The sequence below is a fragment of the Mesorhizobium sp. XAP4 genome (assembly GCF_029269325.1).
In the GTDB taxonomy this organism is placed as follows: domain Bacteria; phylum Pseudomonadota; class Alphaproteobacteria; order Rhizobiales; family Rhizobiaceae; genus Mesorhizobium; species Mesorhizobium ciceri.
Genome location: NZ_JARIXW010000001.1, coordinates 1,039,165 through 1,060,099, shown reverse-complemented (window position 1 = coordinate 1,060,099; position 20,935 = coordinate 1,039,165). Strand labels below are relative to the sequence as shown.

Sequence of the window (20,935 nt, the reverse complement as noted above, 5' to 3'; positions counted from 1 at the left end):
AGAGAGTTACGGTCGCTTTCCTTTTGCGGGAAGTCGCAAATCAGCTATGGATACATGCCCTCAGCGGGTTAGGTATGAACGCGAAGATATGTGCCTTGCGACATGGTCGCGATGCCGGCAGGAGCTCGATACAAATGTCCGACGACGAGATCATCCTTTCCGAACTTTCCGACGACGAGTTGGTGCAGCAGATGCACGACGATCTCTATGACGGGCTGAAGGAAGAGATCGAAGAAGGCACCAACATCCTGCTCGAGCGCGGCTGGGCGCCTTACAAGGTGCTGACCGAGGCGCTGGTCGAAGGCATGCGCATCGTCGGCGAGGATTTTCGCGACGGCATCCTGTTCGTGCCGGAAGTGCTGCTTTCCGCCAATGCGATGAAGGCGGGCATGTTCATCCTGCGCCCGCTGCTCGCCGCCACCGGCGCGCCCAAGCAAGGCAAGATGGTCATCGGCACCGTCAAGGGCGACATCCACGATATCGGCAAGAACCTTGTCGGCATGATGATGGAGGGCGCTGGCTTCGACGTCATCGATCTCGGCATCAACAATGCGGTCGAGAAATATCTCGATGCGATCGAACAGCACCAGCCCGACATCATCGGCATGTCCGCACTGCTGACCACGACCATGCCCTATATGAAGGTCGTCATCGACACGATGAAGGAAAAGGGCATCCGCGACGATTATGTCGTGCTGGTCGGCGGCGCACCGCTGAACGAGGAATTCGGCAAGGCCGTCGGCGCCGATGCCTATTGCCGCGACGCGGCGGTGGCGGTCGAGACCGCCAAGGACTTCATGAAGCGCAAGCACAATGTGCGCGCTTCGGCCTGATTGGCCAATTCGGCCTGGACGACAGGAGAAGCCGCGCCCTTGCAGCGCGGCTTTTTTGTTACCAGATGATGAGGTGGCCGCGTGCGGATCAGGGCTTGGTGACGGTGTCCTCGACCGCCTTGGCCGTCGATTTGACATCCCTGCCGACGCCACGGACGGTGTTCGCGCAGGCCGCAAGGGCCAAGGCGCAGGCCAGGATGGCAATCGGCGTGATGCGCAGCAGTTTCATGGACGGTGTCTCCCTCAACAGATAAATTAGCGCCACAACAACGAAAGCCGCTCGACTGGTTCCATGGCCAAGACGCAAAAAACGAAACCGAATCAAGACGACAGGCTGCTCGTCATCGCCTGCGGGATGATTGCGCGCGAAGTTCTGGCCGTCAAGGAACAGCTCGGGCTGGATCACCTCGACCTGACCTGCCTGCCGGCGGAATTCCATTTCTACCCGGACCGCATCGCACCGGCCATGGACAAGGCGATCGAAAAAGCCAAGACGGAAGGCTACAGCAACATCTTCGTCGGCTATGCCGATTGCGGCACCGGCGGTCTGCTCGACCGCATCTGCGAGAAGCATGGCGTCGAGCGCATGGCCGGCCCGCATTGCTTCGCCTTCTACCAGGGCATGGAGGCCTATGCGAAAGTCGCAGACGACGACATGATGTCGTTCTACATGACCGACTTCCTCTGCCGGCAGTTCGACGCTTTCTTCATGAAACCGCTCGGCCTCGACAAGCACCCGGAGTTGATCAAGGACTATTTCGGCAATTACGAGAAGCTGATCTACCTCGCCCAGACCAACGATCCGGAACTCGACAAGGTCGCCGAAAAAGCCGCCAGAATGCTCGGTCTCGTCTATGAACGCCGCGCCACCGGTTATGGCGACCTGACGGCCGGGATGGCGCAGGCGGCTGCAGGCGCCTGAAGCAATTCTTGCCCCGCGATGACTCAAGGCTAGATGACAGGCCGCCGTGGACGGGTAAGGTGTGCGCCACAAGCAAACAGACTGCCAGCCATGGAAACGCACTGATGACCCCTCGCCTCTTGATAGCTGCACTCGGCCTCCTCTGTTTGGCCCTGCCCGCCCATGCCGACGGCGAGATACAGAAACTCATCACCCCGGCCGACAAGACGCGGCTCGACAAATATGGCGAGACCCGCAAGGCAGCCCTTGCCGAGGCGAAGACAGGCAACCCGGCCGAGGTCAAGCAACTCGATGCCCTGTTGGCAAAGCCTCTGGTGGCCTTTTCCGACAAGGACCTGACCGGCAACTGGCAGTGCCGCACCATCAAGGCCGGCGGACCTTTGCCGCTCGTCATCTATGGCTGGTTCAAGTGCAAGGTGACCGATGACGGTTCCGGCTGGCGGCTGGAGAAGATCAGCGGCTCGCAGCGCACCAGGGGCCGTTTCTTCGACGATGGCGAGAAACGCGCGATCTTTCTCGGCTCCTTCTATGTCAACAGCGATCCGGCAAAGCCCTATGGCAGCGGTCCGCAAACCGACCAGGTCGGCTACGCCTTCCGCAACAGCGCCAAGGAATGGCGCATCGAATTTCCGGCGCCCTACTATGAATCGAAGCTCGATATCATCGAATTCAAGCGCTGACTGTGTATCGAAGAGCTCATCACCAAGGATTAACCCGGACACCCTAGCATCCCGTCTATTGTCGAGAACGGTTGCTTGGAGGGGGCAAGATCCATGGCAGCATCAGAATCCAATACGCGTCCGATCGTGGTCGTCACCGGAGGCGGCCAGCATGTCTGGGCTATGATCAATGCGATCGCCGACCGCGTAGGTCCTGTCAGCGTCGTCCTCGAAACGCCTGAATCCAAAAAGCAATTGCTGCGTGGCCGGGCTCGCCGCCAAGGCTGGATTTCCGCCATCGGCCAGCTTGGCACGATGGTACTGAGTAGGTTGGGCAAGCGATTCCTGGCCGGCCATAGCGCGCGACTGATTGCCGAGGAGAAGCTGGAGGTTGAGCCGCGACCAGGCCAGGAGATCATCCCGGTAGCCTCGGCCAATGGGCTTGAGTGCCTGCAGGCGATCCAGAAGATCCGGCCAGGCGTTGTGCTGCTCAACGGTTGCCGACTAATCTCGGCTGAGATGCTGAGCAAAATGCCCTGCCCGGTGCTCAACTACCATGCGGGCATCACGCCGAAATATCGCGGCATGAATGGCGGCTATTGGGCTCTGGTATCAGGCGATGCGCAGAATTTCGGCACGACTGTCCACCTCGTCGACGCTGGCGTCGACACTGGTGGCGTGCTGAAGCAGGCGCGCGGCAGATCGAAAAAAGGCGACACCATCTCAAGTCACGCGCTACGCCAGACGGCGTTCTCGCGCGACATCTGCGTCGAGGCTGTCAGCGATGCACTGGCTGGAAAACTCACGACGATCGATCCCGGCCTGCCTTCGAAACTCTGGTATCATCCGACGATCTGGTTCTACGTCTGGACGGGCCTCAGAACTGGCATCTGGTAGCGCGTTTTTCGTCCTGGACGGCATACTGCGCGCCAGCGTTTCCGACGCGCTGGACCGGGCGCCGGCACACGCCGCAAACGAATAAACCCACCTTTCATTTTACGACATCGATATGCGTCGCTTTTGAATGCGCGCGCGTCGTCCCATAACAAGCGGCACCACTGCGCTTGCGGCAATGCTCGATAGTTCGAGGAGTGAGAATTCATGGCCGATCTGATCGTCGTCTACTGGCGCGACATCCCTGCCCAGGTGATCGTCAAGAAGGGCCGGCAGAACGCCAAGCGCGAACTGCCGCTGCGCTTTACCGAGGCGATCGACATGTGCGCCATGCGCACCGGCGCCGGCGGTACAGACGACTATCTGGCCGAATGGCGCAAAGCCGATCCCATTCCGGTCGGCGACGACCTCGAAGCCGAAGTCGAGAAGGCATTCAACGACATCGACACGAGATATGACCGCGAGCGGCTGGTCGCTCTGGTCAAGGCGGGCGGCAAAGAAAATGTCTGAAACCATTCCTGCCAAGGAGAGGCCGGCTGTTACCCAGGCCACTCTGGTCAAGAAGGCAGCGCCGAAATCCGACTACAAGCCGGCCGACGTATCGCCGCAGCGGCGCGTGCAGCGTTCCTTCGCGGTCAGATTATGGTCGGTGCGGCACTCGCGATTACTCGAATGGTTCTACGCCAAATTCGCCGACATGTTCCTGCTCCTCCATCCCTTATGGAAAGGCATAGGCTATGGCCGTGTCGAAGGGCCGATCAAATTTGTCGAGAAGCGCGTCAAGGGCTTCATGTTCGACTGCCGCATGTGCGGCCAGTGCATCTTGTCCTCGACAGGCATGTCTTGCCCGATGAACTGCCCCAAGCAATTGCGCAACGGCCCTTGCGGCGGTGTCCGCGCCAACGGCAATTGCGAGGTCGAGCCCGATATGCCCTGCGTCTGGGTCAAGGCCTGGGAAGGCTCGCAGAACATGGTGCACAGCGACAGGATCCTGACCGTGCAGAAGCCGGTCGACCAGTCGCTGCGTGAAACCTCGGCCTGGCTGCGGGTGACCGCGCAGGCGGCCACCGCGCGCGAAGCCGCCGCTGCCGCCAAGAATGAGGCGGCCAGCACCGGGGCGTCGGCATGATCGGCCGCCAGCGCGACGAAAACCCGGCCGGCATCCACCTGCCGCTCGAACCCCTGCCCGGCCACACCTCGCGCGGTCGGCTGGAGCGCGTACTGCGGCGCGGCGAGTTCGCTGTGACGACGGAGCTCAACCCGCCCGACAGCGCCGATCCGGAAGACGTCTACAACAGGGCGAAAATCTTCGACGGCTGGGTCGACGCCATCAACGCCGTCGACGCATCGGGCGCCAACTGCCACATGTCCTCGGTCGGCATCTGCGCACTTTTGACGCGCATGGGCTATGCGCCGATCATGCAGATCGCCTGCCGCGACAAGAACCGCATCGCCATCCAGGGCGACGTGCTGGGCGGGGCTGCGATGGGCGTCGCCAACATGCTGTGCCTGACAGGTGACGGCGTGCAGGCCGGAGACCAGCCCGGCGCCAAGCCGGTGTTCGATCTCGACTGTATGTCGCTCCTGGAAACCTGCCGCATCATGCGCGACAACGGCAAGTTCCTGTCCGGCCGCAAGCTGACGACGCCGCCGCAGCTTTTCCTGGGTGCTGCGATCAATCCGTTCGCGCCGCCGATCGACTTCCGCCCGCACCGGCTGGGCAAGAAGATCGCCGCCGGCGCGCAATTCGTACAGAGCCAGTATTGCTTCGACGTGCCCATGTTCCGCACCTACATGCAAAAGGTGCGCGACCTCGGCTATACCGAAAAATGCTTCATCCTGGTTGGCGTCGGGCCGCTCGCCTCGGCCAAGACGGCCAAGTGGATCCGCTCGAACGTGCCGGGCATCCATATTCCCGATTCCGTCATCAAGCGGCTGGAAGGCGCCCAGGATCAGAAGAAGGAGGGCAAGCAGCTCTGCATCGACATCATCAACGAGGTGAAGGAAATATCAGGCGTTTCCGGCGTCCATGTGATGGCCTACCGGCAGGAGGAATATGTCGCCGAGATCGTCGATGAATCGGGCGTGCTGAAGGGCCGCCAGCCGTGGAAACGCGAGATCCGCCGCGACGACCAGATGGTCGCCGATCGGCTCGAGCACATACTGCACGACGATATTACCGAAACGCAGGTGGATATGGTGAAGACCGCGCACTGACGGCGCGGACGGCCACCCATTCGCTTGAACGAAACCAGACAACGATATAAAGAAATCTTTATATCACGGCGGAGAGAATTTATGACCCGTACCATCGTCGCTTCGGCGACACGAGAAATCATCATCGGCTTCGACCAGCCGTTCTGCGTGATCGGCGAACGCATCAACCCGACCGGCCGCAAGAAGCTGGCCGCCGAGATGATCGCGGGCAATTTCGAGACCGTGATCCGGGACGCACTCGAGCAGGCAGCCTGTGGCGCCACCATGCTCGACGTCAATGCCGGCGTCACCTCGGTCAACCCGAACGAGACCGAACCCGGCCTCTTGGTGCAGACGCTGGAGATCGTGCAAGGGCTGGTCGACCTGCCGCTGTCGATCGACAGTTCCGTCACCGCCGCGATCGAAGCCGCACTCAAGGTTGCCAAGGGCCGCCCGCTGGTCAACTCCGTCACCGGCGAGGAAGAAAAGCTCGAAGCCATCCTGCCGCTGGTCAAGAAGTACAACGTGCCGGTCGTCGCCATCTCCAACGACGAAACCGGCATTTCGATGGACCCGGACGTGCGTTTCGCCGTCGCCAAGAAGATCGTCGAGCGCTGCGCCGATTTCGGCATTCCGGCGCATGACGTCGTCGTCGACCCGCTGGTCATGCCGATCGGCGCGCTGGGCGATGCCGGCCGCCAGGTCTTCGCGCTGCTGCGTCGCCTGCGTGAAGAGCTCAAGGTCAACACCACCTGCGGCCTGTCCAACATCTCTTTCGGCCTGCCGCATCGCCACGGCATCAACGCCGCCTTCATCCCGATGGTGATCGGCGCCGGCATGACCTCGGCCATCATGAACCCGGTGCGGCCGCAGGAAATGGAAGCCGTGCGCGGCGCCAATGTGCTGAACGGCACCGACGAGAACTGCACCAACTGGATCCGCACCTACAAGGATTATAAGCCGGCCGAAGGCGGCCAGGCGGTCGCCGCCCCGACTCAGGTCAATGCGCCGGGCGACGGCGCCGGCAATGGCGGCCGCCGCCGTGGCGGTCGTGAGGCCCGGATGGGTCGAGGATAGCGATTCAATATGGAATTTGATGATTTAATAGAAATATGAAAATATGGATTGTGCCTACTCATATTTCCATATAGACCCCTTCCGTAACTTGAAGGAGGTTTTGATGCAACGTATCGAAATTTCGGACGCTGACTACGAACGCCTAAAGGCGCTTGCCGAGCCGTTTGTTGACACTCCAGCCACGGTTATAGGGCGATTGCTCGATCGATATTCTGGCCATTCCGACCAAAAAAAGGGGACTGAAGCCAACCCGTTGCCGATGATGTTTACGGAGATCCCTCCTCTAACTCATGCGAAATTTTTGGATGGAAATCTGGACGGGAAGTCACCCGAAAAGAAGGCTTGGGACGCTTTCCTTGTGGTCGCTTTGAATGCGGCATTGGAAAAGCTGAATGATCTCGATGAGTTGAGAAAAGTATCCGGCGCCAACTTGAAAAATGGTAGAAAAGAAGACGAGGGTTACAAGTATCTCGCCGAAAAGAAATACTCGTACCAAGGGGTTTCAGCTGAAGATGCGATGAAAATAGTGCAGCGTCTTTGCAAGTATTTTGACTGGCGTTGTGATTTGGAATTCGAGTGGCGTGACAAGGAAGACGCGTTTTTTCCCGGAAAGCGAGCCCACATTCATCTGTATGGTAGCTTTGTGAACGGTGGCATCAGCTAAAAATGAATTCACCTGCAAACATCACCGACCCGCTCGTGCTGTTCATGCCGTCGGGCAAGCGCGGGCGGTTTCCTGTCGGCACCCCGGTGCTCGATGCCGCGCGCCAGCTCGGCGTCTATGTCGAAAGTGTGTGCGGCGGACGCGCCACTTGCGGGCGTTGCCAGATCGAAGTGCAGGAAGGCAATTTCGCCAAGCACAAGATCACCTCCTCCAACGACCACATCACGCCCAAGGGCGCCAAGGAAGAGCGCTATGAGCGCGTCCGCGGCCTACCCGAACGGCGTCGCCTCTCCTGCTCGGCACAAATCCTCGGCGACCTCGTCATCGACGTGCCGCAGGATACGGTCATCAACGCGCAGACCATCCGCAAGGATGCCGACACCAGGGTCATCGCCCGCGATGCGGCGATCCGCATGTGCTATGTCGAGATCGAAGAACCCGACATGCACAAGCCGCTTGGTGATCTCGACCGGCTGAAGATCGCGCTGATGCACGATTGGGGTTTGAAAAGCCTCGATTTCGATTTTTATCTGCTGCCGCAGGTGCAAGGCATCCTGCGCAAGGGCAACTGGACCGCGACCGCCGCCATCTACAAGGATGCCGACTCTGAGACAGCGCGCGTCGTAGCACTTTGGCCCGGCCTCAAGAACGAAGCCTATGGGCTGGCCTGCGATATCGGCTCGACCACCATCGCCATGCATCTGGTGTCGCTGCTGTCGGGCCGCGTCGCCGCCTCGTCGGGCACCTCGAACCCGCAGATCCGCTTCGGCGAGGATCTGATGAGCCGCGTCTCCTATGTGATGATGAACCCGGACGGCCGCGAGGGCATGACGGTCGCCGTGCGCGAGGCGATCTCGGGTCTCGTCGACAAGGTCTGCGCCGAAGGCAATGTCCAGCGCAACGACATCCTGGACAGCGTCTTCGTCGGCAATCCGATCATGCACCATCTGTTCCTCGGCATCGATCCGACCGAGCTTGGCGGCGCGCCCTTTGCGCTCGCCGTTTCGGGCGCGGTGCACATCAAGGCATCCGACATCGGCCTCAAGCTCAACCAGGGCGCCAGGCTCTATATGCTGCCTTGCATCGCCGGCCATGTCGGTGCGGATGCGGCGGCGGTGACGCTGTCGGAAGGCCCGCATCGCCAGGACGAGATGATGCTGATCGTCGATGTCGGCACCAATGCCGAGATCGTGCTCGGCAATCGCCAGCGGGTGGTTGCGGCCTCCTCGCCCACCGGCCCTGCCTTCGAGGGCGCCGAAATCTCCGGCGGCCAGCGAGCAGCGCCCGGCGCCATCGAGCGCGTGCGCATCGATCCCGATACGCTTGAACCAAAATACCGCGTCATCGGCTCTGAACTGTGGTCCGACGAGCCGGGCTTCCTGGAAAGCGTCCAGGCGACCGGCGTCACCGGCATCTGCGGCTCCGGCATCATCGAAGTGGTGGCGGAGATGTATCTCGCCGGCATCATTTCCGAGGACGGCGTCATCGACGGCGGGCTTTCGGCGCGCTCGCCACGCGTTACGGCCAACGGCCGCACCTTCTCCTATGTGCTGAAGGACGGCTCCGCCGCATTGACGGAAGATGGGCCGAAGATCACCATCACCCAGACCGATGTGCGCGCCATCCAGCTTGCCAAGGCAGCGCTTTATGCCGGCACCAAGCTGTTGATGGAAAAGCAGAACACCGAGCATGTCGACCGCATCCATTTCGCCGGCGCCTTCGGCTCCTTCATCGATCCGAAATACGCCATGGTGCTGGGCCTGATCCCGGATTGCGACCTCGACAAGGTCTCGGCGGTCGGCAACGCCGCCGGTGCCGGCGCGCGCATGGCGCTGCTCAATCGCGGCTACCGCCGCGAGATCGAGGACACGGTCAGCAAGATCGAGAAGATCGAGACGGCGCTGGAACCGAAATTCCAGGAGCATTTCGTCTACGCCATGGCGCTGCCCAACAAGGTCGATCCGTTCCCGAAACTGTCGGCAGCGGTGAAACTGCCGCCGCGCAAGACGGTCAGCGAGGATGGCGTTGCCGGCGACGCCGCTCCGCGCCGGCGTTCGCGCGAAGGCCACGAGGGGCGGAGGCGTGGACGGGAATAAGCGGCCCGCCCCCGCCAACACCTTTCGAAACTCATTTGCATGCAAATGTTTCCGGATCGTCTGATCCGGAAACCAAAACGCTGTTTTCGTGAAATTCGCCAGATACATGGCAGGCGCATTCAACCGGCATCGAACGGCAGGCAGGAAATATCTTTCAGCCGCTGCAACGCTCCAGGGGAGACAACGATGTCAATGCTCGAAAGCCTGAGCCGCTATGGCACCGCCATCAGACAAGCCCATGACCGCAGCAAGGCGCGGCGCCTGCTGAACAGCCTGCCGCCCGAAATCCAGAAGGACATCGGCTGGCCGGTGTCGCCGCGATCCAGTGAAAGGGCATCCCTCAGCAGCGCTATCTGGAGCGCCGCGCGCTGATGACCTTCGCCGACAAATGCAAATTGCTCGGCATGCGCCGGGGACCTCGCATGTCTCCGGCGACCACCAGCAACCGGCTGCGAGCCGCACTTTACCGCGTCGCTGACGACTGCGGCGCGGATCAAACCGCCGTGTAGACGCGGGCGCAAATCTTGACATTTTCAGCCACGGCACAATCTTTCGATTTAGGGGGTTCTCTTAGTCGGCTTTGGCCGAAGTTCGTGTATTCGCATGCCAAGTTTGAAAAGCCATGTCGTGTCTTTTGTCTTGCGGCACAGCCGTAAGCAGGCATTTGCCAGTCCGGAAAATCTGCAGCGCTGGATCGCGGCCGCGCGCAAGACCGAGAACCACCGGCCGCCCGCCTCGCTACACCAGCGTCTCGACATCGAGATGCATACGGTCGATGGCTTCCCCGTATACGAAATCCCACCCAAGTCCGGCGAACAGAAGCGGATTCTCTACTTGCACGGCGGCGCCTATGTCTTTGAAATCACGCCCTATCATTGGCACCTGATTGCCGACATGGCGGATCGGTTGGGCTACGCAATCACGGTGCCGATCTATCCAATCGCCCCCGAACATGATTTCCACGCCATGTTCGGAATGGTTGGCGATGTTTACCGGCAGATGCTCGCCGAGACGGAGGCCGAGGACATCGTCTTCATGGGCGATTCCGCCGGCGGCAACATGGCTGTGGTGCTGACCATGATGGCCGCCGAAGAAGGACTGTCCCTGCCGTCACGGCATGTGCTCATTTCGCCGGGTCTCGACGTGTCGCTCACCAATCCCGCAGTGTTCGAGGCGGAACGCAACGACCCTTGGCTGGGCATAGCTGGCGGACGAGAGGCGATTCGTCTGTACAGTGCCGGCATCGATCCCAGCGACTGGCATATCAGCCCGGTCTATGGAGACCTGTCAGTGCTGCCAAGAACACTGCTTTTGACTGGCTCGCGCGATCTTTTGACGCCCGACAATCTGATCTTCGCGGAAAAAGCCCGCGCCGCCGGCGTTGAAATCGATCTTGTCTATGAGGAAGGCATGTTCCACGTCTGGCCGCTGATCGACATGCCGGAGGCCCGGCGCGCCCGCGAGCGCATCGTCGAATTTCTCGGGGAGAGCCGGATCGTGCAAGACACGAGAGTAAGGCCTGAACAGCGCCCCGCCGAAGCGGCGGAGTAGCTCTATATTGTCGTCCTTACCAGCCGGTCAGAACTTGCCGGTTTCCCGGAACACTTCGAAGGTCGCGCGGATGTGGTCGGCGACGGCCTTGACCGGCGCGCTGGCGTCCGGCGCCACCACCATCGCCAGATTGTAGGTGCCGATGTCGGGCATGCCGTCCTTCGGGCAGAGTTCGACCATGTCGTTGCCGAGAAACGACTTCGGCAGCGGCGCCACGGCGAGATCGGACATGATCGCGGCGCGCTGGCCGGCCGTGTGCGCGCTCATATAGGCGATGCGGTAGTTGCGGCCCTCGCGGCCAAGCGCATCGAGCGCTCCGGCGCGCCAGGCGCAGCCCTCTTCCCAAAGCGACACCGGCAAGGGCTCGCGCAGATGCGCGCAGCCACCCTTGGCGCCGGCCCAGACAATCGGCTCGGTCAGCAGCACCTCGGCGCCGAGCGCGCTGGTCTTGTAGGAATTGGTCAGCAGCGTGATGTCGAGCGCCCGGTCGTCCATGCGCCGGCGCAGATTGCTACTCTGGTCGATGGTGACGTCGACGGCGATCGACGGATGCGACTGCGCGAAACGCTTCAGCACATGCGGCAGCACGCGCTCGCCGTAATCGTCCGGCGAACCAAGCCGCACGACACCGACAATCTCGGGAATGATGAACTTCGACACCACCTCGCGGTTGATCGACAGCAGCCGGCGGGCATAGCCGAGCAGCATCTCGCCGTCCGTGGTCAGCGACACCGAGCGGGCGTCGCGCGCGAACACGGAGCGGCCGAGAATGTCCTCCAGCTTCTTGATCTGCATGGAGACGGCCGAAGGCGTGCGAAAGACGGCATTGGCGGCGGTGGTGAAGCTGCCGGTCTCGGCAATCGCCACGAAAGTGCGCAAAACGTCGAGATCGAGCAGTGGCAGCGGATGATTGAGCGGGGCGTTCATGGCAACCGACCTTCAATTTTTCTGATACAAAACATCATTCCATTTCGTTTGATTGAACATCAGATTGGGAGGATAGTCAATTCCATCGAATGAGGCAGCTGCCACAAGCAGCCATGAAACGACCCCGACACAGACCTGCATTCGACACGAAATGAAGTTGAAACAAACCCGACGTAACCAACGCGCTGTCTGGCACCCGCCAGCCACCAAAGGAGAAAGAAATGTCTATCCTGTCGTCTCTTGGTCGCATCGCGACCGAATTCAGCGCGGCACGCGCCCGCTACCAGACCGAGCGCGCCATCCGTTCCTTGCCGATCGAACTGCAGAAGGATATCGGCTGGCCTGAGGCTTCCGACACCAAGACCGGTACTCGCAATGGCATCGGATCCTGGGCTGGAGCAAAGTAGATCGTGTGTACTATGTGCTGAAGGCCTGCCGCGCGAACCGCCCGGCAGGCCTTCTTTATTTTATTTGTATACAAATGAGTTTTGGAGCCATGTCGCCAACGCATGACGCATATGAGAAAGCCGCATAGCAGCTCCTGTTTTCACTTAATGCCTTGTAAATGATCGTAAATTTTGGGCACCTTGCCCAAATCTGTCGCAATCGATGTCGCATTTCATATCAAGCGGTTCGCTTTTGCGATTTAGTTTCTGCTTACACAAGCCTATATCAGCGCCAGCAAACGAGCTGCCCCACTCCATCAAGCGAAGGCGACCCGTCTGAGCAACCGAATGGAGATGATTATGAAGCTTTTTGCCCGCCTCTTTGCCCGCCGCGAAATGAACCTGACCACCGCTCTCGAGCGTCAGCGTCTTGCCAACACCATGCCCGGCCAGACTGGCGCCATGAATGCGGCGCGCCTCGGCTTCGTCGCCTGAAGATTTTCCAGGCAGCGCATCCCTGCCGCTGCTTTAAAACTGCAACGCCGCCTGGCTCCAGCCAGAGCGGCGTTTTTGTTCTGCGCACAGGCTGTACGCTGCCTGTCCCTTGAACAGTTCGTGCCACTTCCGGGCCCCGCTGCACGCCGATTGCCCATTTGCGACCCATGTCGCAAATTTAATCTTGTCGTAGCGGCGTAGCCGATTGACAGACATGGTTTTTCCTGATGTCGCTATGCTATTCGCGACATCCTGTTCGCGCCATGGCTGTGTGAGGTTCCCTTGAACGCCGTAAAGCATCCGATCAAGCGGTCGTTTGTATTCTTCCTTATTCCCGATTTCACCATGATCGCCTTTGCGACCGCGCTCGACCCGCTGCGCTCGGCCAATCGCATGCTCGGCTACGAGGCCTATCGCTGGCGCCTCGCCAGCATCGACGGCAAGCCGGTGCGCGCCTCGAACGGAGTCGAATGCGCGGTCAACACGTCGCTCGAGGATGAACGCAAGAAGATGGCAGGCCCAGATCGGCCGAACATGGCCATCGTCTGCAGCGGCATCAATGTCGAGCGCTACCAAAACAAGTCCGCCTTCGCCTGGCTGCGCGAGGAATACAATCGCGGCGTCGCCGTTGGCGGCCTGTGCACCGGCGCGCATATCCTCGCCGCCGCCGGCCTGTTGTCCAACAAGCGCTGTGCCATCCACTGGGAGAACCTGCCGGGCTTTTCCGAGGCGTTCCCGAAGGCCAATGTCTTTGCCGACCTCTTCGAGATCGACCAGAACATCTACACCTGCGCCGGTGGCACCGCCGCACTCGACATGATGCTGAAGCTGATCGGCGACGACTTTGACGAGAACCTCGTCAACCGCGTCTGCGAGCAGGTGCTGACCGACCGCGTGCGCAGCCCCACCGACCGCCAGCGCCTGCCGCTGCGCGCCCGCCTCGGCGTCCAGAACTCGAAAGTGCTGACCATCATCGAACTGATGGAGGGCAATCTGTCGGAGCCGCTGTCACTGATCGAGATCGCCGATCACGTCGACCTGTCGCGCCGCCAGATCGAGCGGCTGTTCCGCACCGAGATGGGGCGCTCCCCCGCCCGCTATTATCTCGAAATCCGGCTCGACCGCGCTCGGCACCTGCTGATCCAGTCGTCGATGCCAGTGGTCGAGGTGGCGGTCGCCTGCGGCTTCGTCTCGGCCTCGCATTTCTCCAAATGCTACCGCGAACTCTACGCCCGCTCGCCGCAGCAGGAGCGCGTCGATCGCAAGCAGCTGCTGGCCGCCTGAGCAGAGGTGTCACGTGAGTACGAGAACGACTCGACCCGAAAGGCTGGCCGACCGGCGCATCTTTCCTCTCGATGTCGAAAAATGGGTAGCGTTCAAGGCGGCTCTGGACGCCCCGAAACGTGATCTTCCTCGCCTCAAGCGTCTGTTGAGCGAGCCAAGTATCTTTCCAGATGATCAGGCTGTGTCGGTCTGACTACGCCTGCGCCGTGCGCATCGCCTCGACCCGAATATCCTCGGTCAGCCGCGCTTTCAGCGCCGAGAATTCCGGGCTGGTCTTCAGCGTGTAATGGCGCGGATGCGGCAGGTCGATGGCGACATCCGACTTGATGCGGCCGGGCCGCGCCGTCATCACGATGACGCGCGAGGCCATGAAGATCGCCTCCTCGATGTCATGGGTGACGAACAGCACCGTCTTTTGGCGCCGTTCCCAGATGCCGAGCAGCAGTTCCTGCATCAGACCGCGCGTCTGGTTGTCGAGCGCGCCGAACGGCTCATCCAGCAACAGGATCTCCGGATCGTTAGCCAGCGCCCGGGCGATTGCCGTGCGCTGCTGCATGCCGCCGGAGAGCTGCTTCGGCCAATGGTTCTCGAACCCTTTCAGGCCGACGAGATTGACGTAGGAAGCGACGACCCCGTCCCGTTCCTTTTCGGGCATTCCGCGTTCGCGCAAGCCGAAAGCGATGTTCTGCGCCACAGTCAGCCAGGGAAACAGCGTGTAGGACTGAAAGACCATGCCGCGATCCGGCCCCGGCCGGGTCACCGCCTTGCCGTCGAGCAGCACACGGCCCTCGCTCGATGCTTCCAGGCCCGCGACAATCCTGAGCAGTGTCGACTTCCCGCAGCCGGACGGCCCCAGAATAGTGATGAAGTCGTTGGCGGCCACCGCCAGGTCGATCGGCATCAGCGCCTTGACCGGCTGACCGCCGCGCACGCCGGCAAAGGTGCGCGAAACGCCCTCGATGAGAAGCTTGTTCACGCCAGGCTCCACGGAAAGAGCCAGCGGTTGAAGGCCTTGAAGGCGAAGTCGGACAACAGCCCGATCAGTCCGATGACGATGATGCCGAAGATGATCTGACCCGTCGCCAGCCGCGACTGACTGTTGATGATCATGTAGCCGATGCCGGATGACGAGCCGATCAGTTCCGCGACGATGACATAGGTCCAGGCCCAGCCGAGCACCAGCCGCAGCGTCTCGGCGATCTCCGGCGCATTGGCCGGCATGATCACCCGGTTGACGATGCCGCTGTTGGTGGAACCCAGCGTGTAGGCGGCCTCGACCAGATCGCGTCGTGTGCCGCCAACTTTGACTGCGATGATGAGGACGATCTGGAACACCGAGCCGACGAAGATGACCAGCAGTTTTTCCAGCTCGCCGATGCCGGCCCACAAGATGAGCAGTGGGATGAATGCCGACGCAGGCAAGTAGCGGGCGAAGGAGACAAAAGGCTCCAGAAACGCCTCCACCGGCTTCCAGGCGCCCATCGCGATGCCAAGCGGCACCGCGACGACCGAGGCAAGCAGGAAGCCGCCGAAGACGCGCCAGATGGTGATCAGAACGTCGAGCCAAAAACGGTCTTCGACCAAAAGCCGCCAGCCATCCCGCAGCATCGACAGCGGATCGGCGAGGAAGATGCGGTTGACGTGGCCGCCTAGCGTGATCCAAGCCCAGAAGGCCACGAAAAGCACGAAGAAGGAAATGCCGAGCACGGTTCGGATGCCCGGCGAGACGGGATGCAAGGGGCGCATCGTCAAATCGTCGCCATTTTCAAATGGTCCCCATGCTCAAATCGCGCTTTGTCCAAGAGAAGGCGGCAGCGCCAGGCGCCGCCGCTTGATGGTCAAAGGCCGAACGATCAGTTCGAAACCGCGCTGGTGTCAGCCAATGTGGTGACGTCGGGCGCTTCCTTGATCAGTCCCATCTGCAGCAGCAGTTCGCCGGCGGTCTTGGAAAAGTCCTGGAATTCCTTGGTGAAGAACTGTTTGTTCTCCGCCCGGTCGGCCCATTTCAGGTATTTCGCCGAATCCTCGAATTCCTTGGCCGACTGTTTCACGTCGGCACCCATGGTCTCGTAGGATTTCTGCGGATCGCTCTTGATCAGGTCGAGTGCATCAAAATAGCTGTCGGCCAGCGCCTTGGCGGCATCCGGATTGGTTTTCAGGAATTCGGGTGTGCAGCCCACCGTGTCGAGCACCATCGGGTAGTCGAGCGTCGTCGCCAGGATATGGCCCTGGTCCGACTTGTCGCGCACCGCCGAGATGAACGGTTCGTAGGTGACGGCGGCGTCGTTCTGCCCGGCGAGGAAAGCTTGCGCCGCCGCATCAGGCTCCAGATTGACGACGGTGACGTCCTTCGTCGACATGCCGTTCTTGTTCAGCACCCAGGCGAGCATGAAATAGGGCGACGTGCCCGGCGCCGATGACGCGACGTTCTTGCCCTTGAGATCGGCGACGGTCTTGATGTTGTTGCGGGCGACGATGCCGTCGGCGCCGTAGGATTTGTCGAGCTGGAAGATCTGCTTGGTGGTGACGCCGCTGGCGTTCCACACCAGCCAGGTCTCCACCGTGGTGGCCGCGCATTGCAGGTCGCCGCTGGCGATGGCGAGCGGCCGGCTCGCTTGCGGCACCTTTTTCAAGGTCACGTCGAGTCCGTGTTTCTCGAAGATGCCCGCCTGCTTCGCAAGCGTCAGCGGCGCGAAGCCTGTCCAGCCGCTGATGCCGATAGTGACCGAGGTGGCAGCCATCGCCGGTGCGGACAGGCCGGCGGCAAGTGTCAGAGTTGCGGTAAGAACGGCGATCCTGTTCATGTCGGTTCCCCTTTTGTTTTTGCTGGGGAATTGTCTCACAGACGCCAATCGGCTTGTCAATGAACAGCTTGGTGAGGCAACCGGCAGGCCCGACTCTGCTGTCGGCCAATGGCTACCACCGCCAGAAATCCATCGTGGCTAATCCAAAATGGCCTCAATAATCGTCGCAGGTGCACTCCGCCGACGATATACGGTCATTCCAGTCGCTGCCGCCGAAATCGCGGATCCGGCGCCGGATCTCGATCGAGCGGCCACCCATCCGGGAGTCCTCATAGGCAATGAGTGTGCAACCCCGGCGCACAATCACCGACGACACACGGTCGTTCCAGAACTGGCCGCCGCGAAAGTTCACGGAATCATCGGGGCCCATACCGATGGACCGACCGCGAAAATTCGCGTGCTCGAACATCATGCAGGCGGGCTCATCATTGTATTGGGCGCTGGCGGCGTCGGCAAAAAGCACGGACGCGACAGCAGTCAGGATGGCTAGACGTTTCATCTGATGTTTCCTCGGTTTTTGCCGCGGCCCCTCCGACTGGATAGCGCGGTCCGGCCAATTTGCCAATGCTTCGGTCGCCTAGCGGCTGTCAAACATCCAGCTGCGGTTGCGCCACATTTTCTCGCCGACTAGGCAGTCGGTGGCGGGCTTGTCCTGCGCCAATACCACCGGCGGATGCGTGGCTTCTTCTGCCGCCCATTGCGGCGACGCCGGGCCGGCGAGTTCCAGCACCAGCTTGCGACGGATGGCTTCGGGAAACTGCGTCCAGTCATTGACCGGAATCATGAAGGCTCCGGGTCCGCCGATGACGCAGTCGCTGTAGTAGCGATCGAGATTGCTGACGTCGTAGGCGCCGGAAAAACCGCCTCGCGTCATCAGCGGCAGGCCGTTGATGACGATGCCTTGCTTGATCAGATCGTCGCGGGTCAGGTTGACCGGCGCGCCTTGATTGTTGGGGCCATCGCCCGAAATGTCGATGACCCGCTTCGTGCCCTGGTAGCCGCTTTCGGCGAACAGGTCGTTGCCGAACTCCAGCGCTCCGGAGATCGAGGTGCGCCGCGCGCTGTTGGGCGGCTGAGCGGATAGTTGCGCAACCACCCGCTCGGCGTCGGTGCGGCTGGCGATCACCGTCCACGGCACGATGACGCGCTGCCAGTTGGTGCCGGCCCATTCGACATAGGTGACGGCGATCTTGCCATAAGCGCCATCGGCAATGGCCTGCAGCACATTGTCGTGCGTCAGTGCCGCGGCGTAGCCGTGACGCTGGATCTCGAGTTCGTCCGGAGACATCGACAGCGAGACATCGACGGCCAGCACCAGCTCGACATCGACGGGCTCGTCAGCTTGGGCCGCAGGCGTCAACCAGAGCGTCAGTGCGAACGAGGCGCAGCCTGAAAGGAAATGTCTTGCGCAGGCAAAAGCAGACATGCCGCGAAGGTAAGCGAAAACCGTCGGCTTAAAAAGAGAAAAGCCCGGCCGATGGCCAGGCTTTTGCCTTCATGCCCTTTGCGCCGGCTAGCAATCAGCTGCGCGGCTTCAAATTCTCCGGATCGTAGAGCGGCTTGTAGCCGACAGCCGCCACTTCGACCGGATATGTCTCACCGAAATACTCGATCGTGAGCTTGCGGCCTTCCTGGGCGTACGCCCACGGCAGATAGGCAAGACCGATATTCTTGCCGATGGTCGGGCCATAGGCCATCGAGGTGGTGAAGGACCGCCGGCCGAGTTCGTCGACCAGCGTCTCGCCGGTCTTCGGATCCATCACCGGCATGGTGCCGACGGGATAGCGGGCAACGCCTTTGGAATCGACATTCTCGGTCATCACCAGCGTGCACAGCATGGCCGGTTGGTGCTCGCGGGCGCGGTATTCGACGTGCTTCGCCTTGCCGCAGAAATCGTTCTCCTTGACCTTTGGACGAGCGAGATCCGCTTCGAGCAGATTGTACTCGGTCAGAAGGTCGGCGTTCTGCAGGCGCAGGCTCTTTTCCATGCGGCGCGTGTTGGCATAGGTCTCCACACCGAAAGGCATCACGCCGGTCGAGCGCAGCGCATCCCACACAGCGAGACCGTCCTCGTAGCGCATATGCAGTTCCCAGCCCTGCTCGCCGACATAGGAGATGCGGAAAGCGGTGACGTCCTTGCCGCCGATCCGGACCGGCTTGATCGCCGCGAATGGGAAGTTCTCAACAGAGAGCCCGTCCGGGTTTTCGACCACCTTCTGCAAGGTCGCCCGGGCGTTCGGCCCCCAGATGCCGATGGTCACATAGTTCTCGGTCACGTCGGTGATGGTGACGTCGAAACCTTTGTCCTGTGCCGTGCGGCGCATGTACTGGAAGTCGCGCGGGCCAGCGTCCGCGCCGTCGATCAAACGACAGCGGTCGGCCATGCGAATGACGGTAAAGTCGGCCCGCACCATGCCTTCCTCGTCGAGGAAGTGGGTGTAGATGCCCTTGCCGATGTTGTTGTCGCCGCCAATCTTGGCTGCGCACAACCATTCCAGCAGCGCGACATGGTCTGGACCTTCGATGTCGTACATGGCGAAATGCGACAGGTTGACGATGCCGCAATCCTCGCTCATGGCGAGATGTTCGGCATTGGAGACGCGCCAGAAATGGCGGTTGTCCCATTCGTTCTCACGCACCGGCACCCGGTTGCCGTATTTCTCCAGGAGATGCTCGTTGGCGGCATAGCCGTGGGCGCGCTCCCAGCCGCCGAGTTCCATGAAATAGCCGCCGAGTTCCTTCTCGCGTTCCCAGAACGGCGAGCGCCGGATATTGCGGGCCTTGGAGAACGGCTCGCGCGGATGTACCGCCGGATTGTAGACCTTCATCGCCGTCTCGGTGCAGCGGTCCCAGATGAACTGCTCCTTGGTCTGGTGCGGATAGAACCGTGCATAGTCGATGGCATGGTGATCGATTGCGGTGCGGCCGTCGGTCATCCAGTCGGCGATCAGCTTGCCCATGCCGGGACCATCCTTGACCCAGATGGCAACGGCATACCACAGACCCCGCACCTTCTGGCTTTCGCCCATCGACGGGCCGCCATCCGCGGTTACCTGGAGAAGTCCATTGAACGAATGGCTCTCATTATAGCCGAGTTCGCCGAGGATCGGCGTCAGTTCCATGGCGCGTTCGAGCGGCGCCAGGATCTGTTCCATGTCGAGATCGCGTTGCGACGGCGAAAGCCGCGCCTGGTCCTTCTCCAGCAGGTCGCGCGGGTGGCAAAGGCGCGGATTGGTCTCTTCGTAATAACCCCATTCGATCTGCCCGCCCTCGGCGGTCTTGGGATCACCGGTGTCGCGCATATAGGCCGAGTTGCCCTGGTCGCGCAGCAGCGGCCAGCCGATCTCCTTGCCGGTGCCGGCGAACTCGTTGTAGGGGCCGAAGAAGGTCAGCGGATGGTCGATCGGCATGACCGGCAGGTCTTCGCCGACCATTTCCGCTATCAGCCGGCCCCAAATCCCGGCGCAGACGACGACATAGTCGGCCTCGATGGTGCCGCGGTCCGTTACCACGCCTGATATGCGGCCGTCCTTGACGACCAGCGACCGGGCCGATGTGTTGGCGAAGGATTTGAGCTTGCCCGACGCTTCCGCCTGGTCGACCAGCTTGCCGGCGACCGTCTGCGAACGCGGGATGACCAGACCGGCATCGGGATCCCAAAGACCACCTTGAACAATCGCTTCTTCGATGAGCGGAAATTTTTCCTTGATCTCGGCCGGCTCGATCAGGCGCGCGCGCGTGCCAAACGCCTTGGCCGAGGCGATCTTGCGCTTGATTTCTTCCATTCGGCTGTCGTCGCCGACACGCGCGACCTCGAGGCCGCCGATACGCGCGTAATGACCCATCTTCTCGTAGAAATCGATGGAGTAGAGCGTCGTCCAGCACGACAGGAAATCGTGGCTGGTGGTGTAGCAGAAGTCGGAGGCGTGCGCCGTCGAGCCGATATCGGTCGGGATACCTGATTTGTCGATGCCGACAATGTCATCCCAGCCGCGTTCGATCAGGTGATGGGCGATCGATGCGCCGACAATACCGCCCAGGCCGACGATGACGACCCTCGCCTTTTTCGGAAACTCTGCCATTGCCCGCGACTCCAAAGTGATAAAGCGGGCGGACTATAGGGCGGAGCGGCAGGGCGATTGAAGCC

Annotated in this window: 24 protein-coding genes; 16 read left to right on the top strand and 8 right to left on the bottom strand. The window is 61.2% G+C overall.

Annotated features, from left to right (window positions below; all coding sequences use genetic code 11):
- The first annotated feature begins 134 nt into the window (after positions 1 to 134).
- Complete coding sequence (locus tag P3C39_RS05290) at positions 135 to 833, top strand: cobalamin-binding protein (protein WP_013531175.1); 699 nt, start codon at positions 135 to 137, stop codon at positions 831 to 833.
- An 88-nt stretch (positions 834 to 921) separates the two neighbouring features.
- Here P3C39_RS05290 and P3C39_RS32905 read toward each other — a convergent pair whose 3' ends face one another.
- Positions 922 to 1,140 carry a hypothetical protein gene (locus tag P3C39_RS32905; RefSeq protein WP_318011966.1) on the bottom strand — a complete coding sequence of 73 codons (219 nt, stop codon included), beginning with the start codon at positions 1,138 to 1,140 and terminating at the stop codon, positions 922 to 924.
- Between P3C39_RS32905 and P3C39_RS05280 the strand changes: the two genes are divergently transcribed.
- The 11 genes from P3C39_RS05280 to P3C39_RS05230 all read left to right on the top strand — a co-directional run bounded on the left by P3C39_RS05280 (position 1,126) and on the right by P3C39_RS05230 (position 10,892).
- The gene (locus tag P3C39_RS05280; protein ID WP_013531173.1) at positions 1,126 to 1,755 is read left to right on the top strand and encodes a DUF1638 domain-containing protein; all 630 of its coding nucleotides are present in this window, start codon (positions 1,126 to 1,128) and stop codon (positions 1,753 to 1,755) included. The genes P3C39_RS32905 and P3C39_RS05280 overlap by 15 nt on opposite strands.
- Before the next feature lie 104 nt (positions 1,756 to 1,859).
- Positions 1,860 to 2,435, top strand: coding sequence for a DUF4893 domain-containing protein (locus tag P3C39_RS05275; protein WP_275952814.1), 576 nt, complete (start codon positions 1,860 to 1,862; stop codon positions 2,433 to 2,435).
- 93 nt (positions 2,436 to 2,528) lie between these two features.
- On the top strand, positions 2,529 to 3,311 hold the full coding sequence (locus P3C39_RS05270; RefSeq protein ID WP_275952813.1) for a formyl transferase: 783 nt from the start codon (positions 2,529 to 2,531) through the stop codon (positions 3,309 to 3,311).
- 204 nt (positions 3,312 to 3,515) lie between these two features.
- Positions 3,516 to 3,818 (top strand): virulence factor, encoded by a 303-nt coding sequence (locus tag P3C39_RS05265; protein WP_013531170.1) that lies wholly within the window; start codon positions 3,516 to 3,518, stop codon positions 3,816 to 3,818.
- On the top strand, positions 3,811 to 4,437 hold the full coding sequence (locus tag P3C39_RS05260; protein WP_013531169.1) for a methylenetetrahydrofolate reductase C-terminal domain-containing protein: 627 nt from the start codon (positions 3,811 to 3,813) through the stop codon (positions 4,435 to 4,437). Before P3C39_RS05265 ends, P3C39_RS05260 begins: the two co-directional genes overlap by 8 nt.
- Entirely contained in the window at positions 4,434 to 5,525 is a 1,092-nt protein-coding gene (locus P3C39_RS05255) for a methylenetetrahydrofolate reductase (protein WP_063168204.1), read from the top strand. Before P3C39_RS05260 ends, P3C39_RS05255 begins: the two co-directional genes overlap by 4 nt.
- A gap of 81 nt (positions 5,526 to 5,606) precedes the next feature.
- The gene (locus tag P3C39_RS05250; RefSeq protein WP_013531167.1) at positions 5,607 to 6,581 is read left to right on the top strand and encodes a methyltetrahydrofolate cobalamin methyltransferase; all 975 of its coding nucleotides are present in this window, start codon (positions 5,607 to 5,609) and stop codon (positions 6,579 to 6,581) included.
- Between the two features lie 103 nt (positions 6,582 to 6,684).
- Complete coding sequence (locus tag P3C39_RS05245; RefSeq protein ID WP_127366739.1) at positions 6,685 to 7,245, top strand: hypothetical protein; 561 nt, start codon at positions 6,685 to 6,687, stop codon at positions 7,243 to 7,245.
- Positions 7,246 to 7,247: 2 nt separating this feature from the next.
- Positions 7,248 to 9,341, top strand: coding sequence for an ASKHA domain-containing protein (locus P3C39_RS05240; RefSeq protein WP_027160507.1), 2,094 nt, complete (start codon positions 7,248 to 7,250; stop codon positions 9,339 to 9,341).
- Between the two features lie 186 nt (positions 9,342 to 9,527).
- Entirely contained in the window at positions 9,528 to 9,713 is a 186-nt protein-coding gene (locus tag P3C39_RS05235; RefSeq protein ID WP_013531165.1) for a hypothetical protein, read from the top strand.
- Positions 9,714 to 9,944: 231 nt separating this feature from the next.
- Entirely contained in the window at positions 9,945 to 10,892 is a 948-nt protein-coding gene (locus tag P3C39_RS05230) for an alpha/beta hydrolase (protein WP_127370350.1), read from the top strand.
- A gap of 27 nt (positions 10,893 to 10,919) precedes the next feature.
- On the opposite strand, the gene P3C39_RS05225 is transcribed toward P3C39_RS05230, so the two are convergent.
- Positions 10,920 to 11,819 (bottom strand): LysR substrate-binding domain-containing protein, encoded by a 900-nt coding sequence (locus tag P3C39_RS05225; RefSeq protein WP_013531163.1) that lies wholly within the window; start codon positions 11,817 to 11,819, stop codon positions 10,920 to 10,922.
- A gap of 221 nt (positions 11,820 to 12,040) precedes the next feature.
- Between P3C39_RS05225 and P3C39_RS05220 the strand changes: the two genes are divergently transcribed.
- From P3C39_RS05220 to P3C39_RS05205, 4 genes are all read left to right on the top strand, one after another.
- Complete coding sequence (locus tag P3C39_RS05220; RefSeq protein WP_013531162.1) at positions 12,041 to 12,226, top strand: hypothetical protein; 186 nt, start codon at positions 12,041 to 12,043, stop codon at positions 12,224 to 12,226.
- Between the two features lie 339 nt (positions 12,227 to 12,565).
- Complete coding sequence (locus P3C39_RS05215; protein WP_013531161.1) at positions 12,566 to 12,700, top strand: hypothetical protein; 135 nt, start codon at positions 12,566 to 12,568, stop codon at positions 12,698 to 12,700.
- Between the two features lie 282 nt (positions 12,701 to 12,982).
- On the top strand, positions 12,983 to 13,984 hold the full coding sequence (locus P3C39_RS05210) for a GlxA family transcriptional regulator (RefSeq protein ID WP_013531159.1): 1,002 nt from the start codon (positions 12,983 to 12,985) through the stop codon (positions 13,982 to 13,984).
- Between the two features lie 13 nt (positions 13,985 to 13,997).
- A complete protein-coding gene (locus P3C39_RS05205; RefSeq protein ID WP_224674842.1) occupies positions 13,998 to 14,177 on the top strand; it encodes a DUF1778 domain-containing protein in 180 nt (59 codons plus the stop codon).
- On the opposite strand, the gene P3C39_RS05200 is transcribed toward P3C39_RS05205, so the two are convergent.
- The 6 genes from P3C39_RS05200 to P3C39_RS05175 form a co-directional block, all read right to left on the bottom strand.
- The gene (locus P3C39_RS05200) at positions 14,178 to 14,960 is read right to left on the bottom strand and encodes an ABC transporter ATP-binding protein (RefSeq protein WP_013531158.1); all 783 of its coding nucleotides are present in this window, start codon (positions 14,958 to 14,960) and stop codon (positions 14,178 to 14,180) included.
- Positions 14,957 to 15,730 carry an ABC transporter permease gene (locus P3C39_RS05195; RefSeq protein WP_013531157.1) on the bottom strand — a complete coding sequence of 258 codons (774 nt, stop codon included), beginning with the start codon at positions 15,728 to 15,730 and terminating at the stop codon, positions 14,957 to 14,959. Before P3C39_RS05195 ends, P3C39_RS05200 begins: the two co-directional genes overlap by 4 nt.
- A 107-nt stretch (positions 15,731 to 15,837) precedes the next feature.
- Entirely contained in the window at positions 15,838 to 16,788 is a 951-nt protein-coding gene (locus tag P3C39_RS05190; RefSeq protein WP_024501319.1) for an ABC transporter substrate-binding protein, read from the bottom strand.
- Between the two features lie 154 nt (positions 16,789 to 16,942).
- Positions 16,943 to 17,287: a peptidase inhibitor family I36 protein gene (locus tag P3C39_RS05185; RefSeq protein WP_024501320.1), complete on the bottom strand. Its 345-nt coding sequence runs from the start codon at positions 17,285 to 17,287 to the stop codon at positions 16,943 to 16,945.
- 78 nt (positions 17,288 to 17,365) lie between these two features.
- A complete protein-coding gene (locus P3C39_RS05180; protein WP_275952812.1) occupies positions 17,366 to 18,214 on the bottom strand; it encodes a DUF1194 domain-containing protein in 849 nt (282 codons plus the stop codon).
- Positions 18,215 to 18,308: 94 nt separating this feature from the next.
- Positions 18,309 to 20,870 (bottom strand): FAD-dependent oxidoreductase, encoded by a 2,562-nt coding sequence (locus P3C39_RS05175; RefSeq protein ID WP_013531153.1) that lies wholly within the window; start codon positions 20,868 to 20,870, stop codon positions 18,309 to 18,311.
- Between the last annotated feature and the right edge of the window lie 65 nt (positions 20,871 to 20,935).

Bases quoted from the DNA above. Each gene is read 5' to 3' on its own strand.
- P3C39_RS05290 (WP_013531175.1), top strand. From the start codon at position 135: ATGTCCGACGACGAGATCATCCTTTCCGAACTTTCCGACGACGAGTTG.
- P3C39_RS05280 (WP_013531173.1), top strand. From the start codon at position 1,126: ATGGCCAAGACGCAAAAAACGAAACCGAATCAAGACGACAGGCTGCTC.
- P3C39_RS05275 (WP_275952814.1), top strand. From the start codon at position 1,860: ATGACCCCTCGCCTCTTGATAGCTGCACTCGGCCTCCTCTGTTTGGCC.
- P3C39_RS05270 (WP_275952813.1), top strand. From the start codon at position 2,529: ATGGCAGCATCAGAATCCAATACGCGTCCGATCGTGGTCGTCACCGGA.
- P3C39_RS05265 (WP_013531170.1), top strand. From the start codon at position 3,516: ATGGCCGATCTGATCGTCGTCTACTGGCGCGACATCCCTGCCCAGGTG.
- P3C39_RS05260 (WP_013531169.1), top strand. From the start codon at position 3,811: ATGTCTGAAACCATTCCTGCCAAGGAGAGGCCGGCTGTTACCCAGGCC.
- P3C39_RS05255 (WP_063168204.1), top strand. From the start codon at position 4,434: ATGATCGGCCGCCAGCGCGACGAAAACCCGGCCGGCATCCACCTGCCG.
- P3C39_RS05250 (WP_013531167.1), top strand. From the start codon at position 5,607: ATGACCCGTACCATCGTCGCTTCGGCGACACGAGAAATCATCATCGGC.
- P3C39_RS05245 (WP_127366739.1), top strand. From the start codon at position 6,685: ATGCAACGTATCGAAATTTCGGACGCTGACTACGAACGCCTAAAGGCG.
- P3C39_RS05240 (WP_027160507.1), top strand. From the start codon at position 7,248: ATGAATTCACCTGCAAACATCACCGACCCGCTCGTGCTGTTCATGCCG.
- P3C39_RS05235 (WP_013531165.1), top strand. From the start codon at position 9,528: ATGTCAATGCTCGAAAGCCTGAGCCGCTATGGCACCGCCATCAGACAA.
- P3C39_RS05230 (WP_127370350.1), top strand. From the start codon at position 9,945: ATGCCAAGTTTGAAAAGCCATGTCGTGTCTTTTGTCTTGCGGCACAGC.
- P3C39_RS05225 (WP_013531163.1), bottom strand. From the start codon at position 11,819: ATGAACGCCCCGCTCAATCATCCGCTGCCACTGCTCGATCTCGACGTT.
- P3C39_RS05220 (WP_013531162.1), top strand. From the start codon at position 12,041: ATGTCTATCCTGTCGTCTCTTGGTCGCATCGCGACCGAATTCAGCGCG.
- P3C39_RS05215 (WP_013531161.1), top strand. From the start codon at position 12,566: ATGAAGCTTTTTGCCCGCCTCTTTGCCCGCCGCGAAATGAACCTGACC.
- P3C39_RS05195 (WP_013531157.1), bottom strand. From the start codon at position 15,730: ATGCGCCCCTTGCATCCCGTCTCGCCGGGCATCCGAACCGTGCTCGGC.
- P3C39_RS05190 (WP_024501319.1), bottom strand. From the start codon at position 16,788: ATGAACAGGATCGCCGTTCTTACCGCAACTCTGACACTTGCCGCCGGC.
- P3C39_RS05185 (WP_024501320.1), bottom strand. From the start codon at position 17,287: ATGAAACGTCTAGCCATCCTGACTGCTGTCGCGTCCGTGCTTTTTGCC.
- P3C39_RS05180 (WP_275952812.1), bottom strand. From the start codon at position 18,214: ATGTCTGCTTTTGCCTGCGCAAGACATTTCCTTTCAGGCTGCGCCTCG.
- P3C39_RS05175 (WP_013531153.1), bottom strand. From the start codon at position 20,870: ATGGCAGAGTTTCCGAAAAAGGCGAGGGTCGTCATCGTCGGCCTGGGC.